The organism is Streptomyces sp. 2A115, assembly GCF_052245575.1.
GTDB lineage: Bacteria > Actinomycetota > Actinomycetes > Streptomycetales > Streptomycetaceae > Streptomyces.
This window is the reverse complement of record NZ_JBQQCG010000157.1, coordinates 1-10,305: the sequence shown is the minus strand read 5'-3', so window position 1 is coordinate 10,305 and position 10,305 is coordinate 1. Positions and strand designations below refer to the sequence as shown.

Genomic DNA, 10,305 nt, shown 5'->3' with positions numbered 1-10,305 from the left:
TGCACCACGGCCGTGAGCTGCTGCTCCGGGGCGGTCGCGGAAACCAGTCGCGCGATCGCGTCCCGGTCGGAGTCGTGGCACGACTCCACCGTGGTGACGAGGCCCAACTCCTCTAGTTCGGCGCGCAGTTCGGGCACACTGCGGTCGGGGGCGTGCGCGGTGGTGGTGACGACGAGCCGGTCGGCGCCGGCCAGCGCGAGCCAGACCGCGACGTGCTTGCCGAGCCCTTCGGCGCCGCCGGTCACCAGGACCGTGCCCCGGGGCTGCCAGCGGGCGTCGCCGGTGGACTCCGGTACGGATTTACGGACCAGCCGCCGGGTGTGCACGCCCGATCGCCGGACCGCGAGCTGGTCCTCACCTGCCGCGGCGTTCAGCACTCCGAGCAGGTACCGGACCGTGCGCGGGTCGGTGACGGCGGGCAGGTCGACCAGACCGCCCCACCGGTCGAGGCGTTCGAGCGCTGCGGCGCGGCCGAGGCCCCACAGCGACGCCTGGGCCGGTGCGGTGAGGGTGTCCTGGATGCCGATGTTCACCGCGCCCCTGGTCAGGCACCACAGGGGTGGGGTGGCGTCGCTGTCCCCCAGGGCCTGGATCAGCGCGAGCGTCGACGCCACGATCGCGGTCGGGTCCTGTGGGCCGCTTCCCGGCCGTTGGTCCAGGGCGAACAGGGACAGCACGCCGGTCAGGTCGTGCGCGGCCAGGATGTCGGTCAGCCGCTCGCCGAGCCGCTCCCGGGTGCGGTCGGATTCGCCGGTCTCCAGCAGGACCATGTCGAGTCCCTGACCGGCCAGTTCCGCCAGGAGGGCGTCGGTCCCCGTGTCGTCCGGACGCTCGGACGGTACGACGACCAGCCAGCGCCCACTCGGCACGCCACCTGCTTCGCGCTCGAGAGGCTGCCAGGTGACGTGATAGCGCAGCTTCTCCACGGTCGACCTCTCGCGGCGCTTGCCGCGCCATTCCGCCAGCACGGGAACGACGGTGTTCAGGGCACTGCGCTGGTCGCTCGACGCCAACTCCAGCAGCTCTGTGAGAGAGCCCAGATCGGCCTGCTCGACTGCGGCCCAGAAGTCGGAGTCCGCGCCTCTGGCAGCGTCGGCGGCGTCGGCGGTCGCTTCCGCCTCGCCCAGCCAGTAGTGCTGGTGGTCGAAGGCGTACGTCGGCAGGTCGACCGGGGCGAGCTGGGATCCGGCGGGGAGTACACCCGTCCAGTCCACGGCCACACCCCGGACGAACAGTTCGGCCATCGACGCCAGCAGCCGCCGCAGACCACCCTCCTCCCGCCGCAGCGAGCCCGTCACCACCACATCAGCCTGCGCCGCATCGACGATCTCGGCGATCGGCTGAAGAAGGACGGGATGCGCACTGACCTCCACGAACACGCCGTGCCCCTGCGCCAGCAGGTCGGCAACCGCAGGACCGAAGCGCACCTGACCACGCAGGTTCCGGTACCAATAGCCGCCGTCCAGAACACCGGCATCCTGAACCCAGTCGCCGGTCACAGTCGAGTAGAACGGCACCACCGGCACCTGCGCCGCGATCCCCGCCAGCACCTCGGCCAACGTGTCCCGGATGTCCTCCACATGCCGGGTGTGCGACGCGTAATCCACCGCGATTCGCCGCACCCTGATGTTCTCGCCGGACAACGCCTCCAGCACCTCGTCCAGCACCCCTGCATCACCGGCGATCACCACCGACGACGGGCCGTTGACCGCAGCCACCTCCACCCGGTCCGCCCACGGTGTCAACCGTGCGATCGCCTCGACCTCACTCAAGGCGACCGACGCCATCCCACCCCGCCCGGCCAACTCGCCCGCGATGGCCTGACTGCGCAGGGCCACGACCCGAACGGCGTCCTCCAGTGACAAGGCACCCGCCACACACGCGGCCGCTATCTCACCCTGCGAATGACCCAGCACCGCATCCGGCACCACACCCACCGACGCCCACACCGCCGCCAAGCCCACCATCACCGCGAAACTCGCCGGCTGCACCACATCCACCCGCTCCAGGAACCCGGGTTCCACATCACCACGCAGCACATCAACCAACGACCAGTCGACCCACCGCTCCAACGCAGCAGCGCACTCCGCGATCCGCCCGGCGAAGACCGGCGAGGAGTCCAGCAACTCCCGGCCCATCCCCACCCACTGCGAACCCTGCCCCGGAAACACCCACACCACCTTGCCCGGCACACCCGAACCGGACCCGCTACCAGCCACCACACCAGACGCGGTCTCACCACGCACCAGCGCACGCAGCCCAGCCAGCGCCTCCGCACCCGAACCCGCAACCACCACCGCACGCTCACCCAACAGCGCACGGCCCGACACCAACGCCCCCGCCACACCCGCCAACGACACCCCATCGGCACCCTCGACGAATGCCGCCAGCCGACCGGCCTGACCCGCCAGCGAACCGGCACTCCGCGCCGACACCACCAACGGCACCACCCCACCCGGCACCGGCGGCTGCCGCACCTCTTCCAGATCGACGGCGGGCGCTTCCTCCAGGATCAGATGAGCGTTCGTCCCACTGGCCCCGAAGGCGGACACCCCGGCCCTGCGTGGACGGCCGTTGCGCGGCCACTCCCGCGCCTCGGTCAACAACTCCACCGCACCCGCCGACCAGTCCACCTGAGTCGTAGGCGCGTCCACATGCAGGGTGGAGGGCATGACGCCGTGCTCCATGGCCATGACCATCTTGATCACGCCCGCCACGCCCGCGGCCGCCTGCGTATGACCGATGTTGGACTTCAACGACCCCAGCCACAGCGGCTGTTCCGGGTCCCGGCCCTGACCGTACGTGGCCAGCAGCGCCTGCGCCTCGATCGGATCACCCAGAGCCGTCCCGGTCCCATGGGCCTCCACCACATCCACGTCCGTGGGCGTGAGCCCGCCGTGTCCAGGGCTCTGCGGATCACGCGCTGCTGCGAGGGACCGTTCGGCGCGGTCAAGCCGTTGGACGCGCCGTCCTGGTTCACCGCGCTGCCCCGCAGCACCGCCAGCACCCGGTGCCCACGCTCCCGCGCCACCGACAACCGCTCCAGCACCACCACACCCACACCCTCGGCCCAACCGGTACCGTCGGCCGCCGAGGCGAACGCCTTGCACCGCCCGTCGGCGGACAGGCCCCGCTGCCGTGAGAACTCCAGGAACGCGTCCGGACTGGCCATCACCGTCGCGCCGCCGGCCAACGCCATCGAGCACTCACCCTGCCGCAGCGCCTGCGCGGCCAGATGCATCGCCACCAGGGAAGACGAACACGCCGTGTCCACGGTGACCGCGGGACCCTCGAAACCGAAGGCGTAGGACACCCGGCCCGACGCCACACTCCCCGCCGTACCGGTCATGAGATAGCCCTGGGCGTCTTCGGGCACGTGGTGGAGTCGGGTCACATAGTCGTGGTGGACGATCCCGGTGAAGACACCGATGTCATCGCCCCTGGCGGAGAGCGGGTCGACGCCCGCCCGTTCCAACGCCTCCCAGGAGGTCTCCAGCAGCAACCGCTGCTGCGGGTCCATCGCCAACGCCTCACGCGGCGAGATACCGAAGAGTCCGGCGTCGAACCGCGCGGCCTCGTGGAGGAACCCGCCCGAGCGGGTGTAGCTCGTTCCCGGATGGTCCGGATCCGGGTGGTACAGCCCCTCGAGGTCCCAGCCGCGGTCGAGCGGGAAGCCGGACACCGCGTCCCGCCGTTCGACGACCAGCTTCCACAGTTCCTCGGGGCTGTCCGCTCCGCCCGGCAGCCGAGTGCTCATGCCGACGATCGCGATCGGCTCGTCGGCGACCGGTGCCGCCGCCACGGTCGGGACGGTCAACGCCGGGCGCTCGCCCAGCAGTTCGGCCCTCAGGTGGGCAGAGAGGAGGGTGGGCGTCGGATAGTCGAAGACCAGCGTGCTGGGCAGGGTCAACCCGGTGAAGTCGTGCAGGCGGTTGCGGAGTTTGACGGCGGTGAGGGAGTCGAAGCCCAGGCTCTTGAAGGACTGTTCCCCATCGAAGTCGAGCCGGTCCGACTCGCGGTGGCCGAGGACGACCGCCGTGCTCTCCTGAACCAGGTCCCTCAGCACACGGTGCTGCTCCGCGACCGACAGCCCGGTCAACCGGTCGCCGATCGCTTCGTCGGCCCCGTCCCCCCGTGGCACCACTCGACGGGTGAGGGTGACGGACGACGTCCGCGTACCGGCATCGGCATCGGCATCGGAGGCGTCGCGCTCGTCCGACGTCGTCGCGGGTGTTTCGGCGCCGTCGCCGGACGTGGTGGCCAGGGTCAACGGGCCCAGGACCGCGACGGGTTCACCGGTCGAGTCCGCGAGCTCCAGCAGATGGCGGCCGTCCGGCGCCGGTGCGATCCGCAGCCGCACCGATGTCGCGCCCTCCGCGTACACCGCCAGACCGGCGCAGTCGGACAGGTCACGGTCGCGGTGGTCGCCGTCGGCCGGGGGCAGGTCGGCAACGGTACGGGAGGCCAGGATGCGCAGTGCGGTGTCGAGGAGCACCGGGTGGAGGATGAACTCGGTTGCGTCAGCGATGAGTTCGTCAGGGAGTGAGAGCTCCGCGAAGGTCTGTCCGTCCTGCTGCCACACCCGCTGCGCTCCCGGGAGGAGTGCGGCGCCGTCCGTGGGCTGCGGCAGCGGCCAGGTCCGCAGGTCGAAGGCAGGCTCCGGCAGTGCGGGGACGAGCACTGCTCGGGCGTGGCACGTCCAGGGGCCTCGCTCCGGGTCGAGGGGACGACTGTGGACTGCGACCCCGCGGCAGCCGTCCGGGCCGGGCCCGTCCACCGAGACCCGCAGCTGGGCGTGGCCGTGCTCCGGCACCGTCAACGGCACCTCGACGACGACCTGTTCGAGGCTGCCGCAGCCCACCTCGTTGCCGGCCCTGACGATCATCTCCAGGAGCGCGGCGGCCGGAATCCCGGTGGTGCCGTCCGTCGACGTTGCCGTCGGGCCGAGGAATCGTCCTCGGCTTCGCGGCGACAGGCGTCCGGTGAGCAGGACGCCACCGCTGCCGCCGTCGTCGCCCGGCACTTCGATGACAGTGCCGAGCAGCGGGTGCCGGGCGCCGACGGTGCCGAGGGCTTCCGCGCCACCCGTCGCGGCGTCGTCGGACTCGACCCAGTACCGCTGGTGCTGGAACGCGTAGGTGGGCAGGTCGGCCCCGGTCTCCTTGGTCGGCAGGTCAAGAACGGCCGTCCAGTCCACGGCCACGCCACGCACATGCAGTTCCGCCAATGCGGTCAGGACGTCGGTGGCCTCCGCGCCGTCCTTGCGGAGGGTGGCGACGCAGCTCCGCTCCGGTGCGCCGAGCGAGCCGAGCGCCATCGCGGCGAGGACACCTCCCGGGCCGAGTTCGAGGAACGTCGTTGCTCCGAGGTCGCTCAGCGAGGTGACGGCGTCGCCGAACCGTACGGCGTTCCGTGCCTGGTCGACCCAGTAGCCGGGGGTGCCGAGCTGTCCGTCCCGGGCCGGATCGCCCGTCAGTGTGGAGACGACGGGAAGGTCACCCGGCCGGTACGACAGGCGCTCCACGACCGTGCGGAACTCGTCGAGCATGGGATCCATGAGCGGCGAGTGGAAGGCATGGCTGACCGACAGCCGCCGGGTCTTGCGGCCGCGGCTCGCCAGTTCGCCGGCGATGGTCAGCACGGCGTCCTCGGCACCGGAGAGCACCAGCGCGTCGGGGCCGTTCACCGCCGCTACGCAGACCGCGCCTCGCGCCCGTTCGAGCAGGGGTGCGACGTCAGCCTCGGTCGCCTGGACGGCGACCATCGCGCCGCCTTCGGGCAGGGCCTGCATCAACCGGCCGCGCGCGGCGACCAGTTCGCTCGCCTCGTCCAGTCCCAGCACTCCGGAGACATGCGCGGCGGTGATCTCTCCGATCGAGTGGCCGGCGACGAGGTCCGGTCGTACTCCCCAGGACTCGAAGAGCCGGAACAACGCGGTCTCCAGGGCGAACAGCGCGCTCTGTGTGTACATGGTCCGGTCGAGCAGTTCGCTGTCGGGCGATCCCGGCTCGGCGAACACCACCTCGCGCAGCGGGCGTGCCAAATGACCGTTCAGGTGCTTTTCCAGGGCGGTGCACACTGCGGCGAAAGCGTCGCGGAACACCGGGTAGGCCTCGTCGAGTTCCCGGCCCATGCCGGCCCACTGACTGCCCTGACCGGTGAAGAGGATGGCCAGTCTGCCCGTGACCGGGGTGCCGGAGAGGGCGGCGGGGCTCGCCGTCGCACGCTCCAAGCCACTCAGCTCGGCGCGGAGTTGGGGCCGGTCGGACGCCAGGACGACGGCGCGGTGGTCGAGTTGGGCACGCGTGGTGGCGAGCGCGTGGGCGGCATCGGCGAGGCGCACGTCGGGCCGGTCGTCGAGGAAGCGGGCGAGTCGGCCGGCCTGGCCACGCAGACCGGCGGGCGTCCGCGCCGACACGAGCACCGGCACCGGGACGCCGGTCGGCTCCGGCCCGGACTCGTGTGCAGGCTCCGGCGTGGGCTCCGGCGTGGGGGTCGCCGGCTGATCGTCGGGTGCCGCTTCGAGGACGACGTGCGCGTTGGTGCCGCCGATACCGAAGGAGGACACTCCGGCACGGCGTGGACGGCCGTTCTGCGGCCAGGCGCGGGCATCGGTCAGCAGCTCCACCGCTCCCGCCGACCAGTCGACGTAGGACGACGGCCGGTCCACGTGCAGTGTCCGGGGAAGGACCCCGTGCCGCATGGCCATGACCATCTTGATCACGCCCGCGACACCCGCTGCCGCCTGGGTGTGCCCGATGTTCGACTTCACCGACCCGAGCCACAGCGGCCGGTCCGTCGGCCGTTCCTGGCCGTAGGTCGCCAGCAGCGCCTCCGCCTCGATCGGGTCGCCCAGCGTCGTGCCCGTGCCGTGTGCCTCCACGGCATCCACGTCCGAGGTGCCCAGACCGGCCTGAGCCAGGGCCTTGCGGATCACCCGCTGCTGGGACGGCCCGTTCGGCGCCGTCAGGCCGTTCGACGCGCCGTCCTGGTTCACCGCCGACCCGCGGACCACGGCCAGCACGTGATGGCCCCGGCGACGGGCCTCCGACAGCCGCTCCACCAGCAGCAGCCCCACGCCCTCTGACCAGCCGGTGCCGTCCGCGCCGTCCGCGAACGCCTTGCACCGGCCGTCGGGCGCCAGTCCGCGCTGCCGGGAGAACTCGACGAAGGTCTCCACGGTGCCCATCACCATCACGCCGCCGACCAGCGCCATGGAGCACTCGCCCCGGTTCAGCGCCTGCGTCGCCATGTGCAGTGCCACCAGTGAGGAGGAGCAGGCCGTGTCGACCGTGATGGCCGGGCCCTCGAAGCCGAAGTGGTAGGCGACGCGGCCGGAGACGACGCTGCCCGAGCCGCCGGTGAGCCGGAATCCCTCGACGCCGGACGCCTGGTGCATCCGCACGCTGTAGTCATGGCTGTTGACCCCGACGAAGACGCCGATGTCCTGCCCGGCCAGCGTGGTCGGGTCGATCGCGGCCCGCTCGAACGCCTCCCAGGACGTCTCCAGGAGCAGTCGCTGCTGCGGGTCCATCGCCAGCGCCTCGTTCGGTGAGATGCCGAAGAAGGCGGCGTCGAACCCGGCGACGTCGTCGAGGAACGCGCCATGGCGTACGTAGGTGGTGCCGGGGTGGTCGGGATCCGCGTCGAAGAGCCCGTCGGTGTCCCAGCCCCGGTCGTCGGGGAACTCGGTGACGGCGTCGACCCCGTCGGCCACCACCCGCCACAGATCCTCAGGGCTGTGCACGCCGGCGGGGAAGCGGCAGGCCATCGCCACGATCGCGATCGGCTCGTCGGTCGTCCCGGCGGGAGCAACGGGCCCGGCCGGACGGTGCGAGGTGCCGCCGAAGAGCTTGGCCCGCAGATGGTCGGCGAGCGCCGCCGGCTTCGGATAGTCGAAGATCATCGCCGGGGACAGAGTGAGCCCGGTGGCCGCGGCCAGCCGGTTGCGCAGCTCCACCGCGGTCAGCGAGTCGAATCCGGCGTCCTTGAAGGTCCGGTCGGCGTGGACGGCGTCGGCGGTGGTGTGTCCGAGCACCTCGGCGGCATACCGTTGCACCAAGCCGACCATGGCCTCGGTCTGCTCGGCGTCGCCCAGAGCGGCCAGGCGCTCCGTCAGGGACATCGGCCCGGACGGAGCGGTGGCCCGGGCCGACGGTCGCGGCGCCGGGGCCAGACCGTGCAGCAGCGGGGGGACCGGACCGTCAGCGGCCACCGCCGCCCGCAAGGCGGACACGTCGAGCTTCGCCGCGACCAGGATGTCGGCGGTGCCCGCGTCGGTACTCGCGGAGCCATTCAGAGCAGCGTCCAGGAGGGCCATTCCCTCGGCGGCGGAGAGACCCACCATGCCCATACGCTGATTGCGTCGCAGGTCCGCGGCGCCCAGGTGCTCCGTCATGGCGCTGGCCGTCGCCCAGTAGCCCCAGGCGAGGGACACGGCCGGCAGACCGAGGCGGTGCCGGTGCCGCGCCAGCGCGTCCAGCCAGGCGTTGGCCGCGGCGTAGTTGGCCTGACCGGGGTTGCCCAGCACGCCCGCCGCCGAGGAGAACAGCACGAACGCGGCAAGGTCCAGGTCCCGGGTGAGCTCGTGCAGATGGAGCGCCGCGTCCGTCTTCGGCCGCAGCACGGTGTCGACACGTTCCGGCGTCAGCTCGGTGAGCACCCCGTCGTCCAGGACTCCGGCGGCGTGCACCACGGCGGTGAGCGGGTGCTCGGCCGGTATCGCCCGCAGAAGCGTCTCGAGCTGCACCCGGTCCGCCACGTCGCAGGCCGCGATGGTGACGGACGCACCCAGCGCGGTCAGCTCGTCGTGCAGTTCCGGGGCCTCGCCCCGACGGCCGGCCAGGACCAGGTGGCGGATGCCGTACGCGGTGACCAAATGCCGGGCAGTCGTCGCACCGAGCGTTCCGGTACCACCGGTGATCAGTACGGTGCCTGCGGTGTCGAGCGTGCGCGGCTGCGGCCCGGCCGCGGGAGGCGACCCGGGCGACGGGACCGGCACCCGTATCAGCCGCGGCACCTCCGCGACGCCGTCACGCACCCGCACCTGCGGTTCGCCGCTCAGCACCAAGGCCGGCAGAGCGGACCGGGAGACGTCGTCGAGGTCCGCCAGTACGATCCGGTCCGGATGCTCCGACTGTGCCGAGCGCACCAGGCCCCACACCGCGGCCGCGTCGAGTTCGGCACAGCCCCCGGTGACCACGGCCAACCGGGTCTCCGCCAGAGCGGGTTCCGCCAACCACGCCTGGAGTACGGCCAGCGCCGCGTTGACCGATGTGCGGGGGTCGCCCGCCGCGCCAGAGACCTTGGCCTCGTACAGAAGGACGTCAGGAGGATGAACAGCAGCCCTGGCCGACCTGGCCGAGGCCGCGACATCCTCGCCGGTCGCGACGGTCACGACGTCGAGGGAACGGTCCGCGGCGGGAAGCGGCAGTTCCGTCCAGTCGACGCGGAACAGCGCGTCGTCCGGCAACACGCCGCCGATTGAGCCCTGTTCGGCGGAGAACGGTGTGCCAAGGACCGCTTCGACGGTCATGACGGGCCGCCCCGTGGTGTCGGTCAGGTGCAGACCGGTTCCCGCCGCCGACGTCCCGCCCGGTCGCACCCGCAGTGCGGCGGCGCCCGACGCCAGCAGCGACACACCGGTCCACACGGACGGGACCATGCCGTCGGGAACGATCGTCCGGACGGCGGCGACCAGCAGAGCGGGGTGCACTCCGTAACGGTCCGCGTCACGCAGCGCGGCACCGTCGAGGGCGACTTCGGTGGCGGGCCCGGCATGCGAGGCGATCACGCCGACGCCGACGGGAGCCAGCGTGCCGTGCGCGTGCCGCGTCCACTGTGCGTCCGCGGGGGCGTCCAAAAGCGCGTCCGTGGCACGGGAGTAGATCTCCAACGACCGCCGTCGCGTCCGGTCGGGCTCGCCGACGACGACCTGGATGGCACGGCTGCCCCGCTGCGACAGCAACACGGGCGTGTCGACGGTCAGTTCGTCGAGTACGGGGACGGCGGCCAGGTCGCCGAGCCGGATGGCCAGCTCGACCAGGGCGGTGTTCGGTACCAGGACGACACCGGACACCACGTGGTCCACGAGCCAGGGGTGCGACCGAAGCGACCAGTTCGACGTGGCCATGAAGCTGGCCGAGTTCGGCATGCCGACGACCGCGCCCAGCAACGGGTGATCAGCCGCCGCCTGCCCCAACGACACCGCGTCCGTCGCCGGCTCGGCCGGCTGGAGCCAGTAGTGCTGGTGGTCGAAGGCGTACGTCGGCAGGTCGACCGGGGCGAGCTGGGATCCGGCGGGGA

At 71.9% G+C, this 10,305-nt stretch carries 2 pseudogenes; both read right to left on the bottom strand.

The annotated features are described in order from the left end of the window. Nucleotides 1–2,980 (bottom strand): annotated as a pseudogene (locus ACTWQR_RS54465) (type I polyketide synthase); the annotation flags it as partial. 108 nt (nt 2,981–3,088) lie between these two features. Next, nucleotides 3,089–10,132, bottom strand: a pseudogene (locus tag ACTWQR_RS54460) (SDR family NAD(P)-dependent oxidoreductase); the annotation flags it as partial. Between the last annotated feature and the right edge of the window lie 173 nt (nt 10,133–10,305).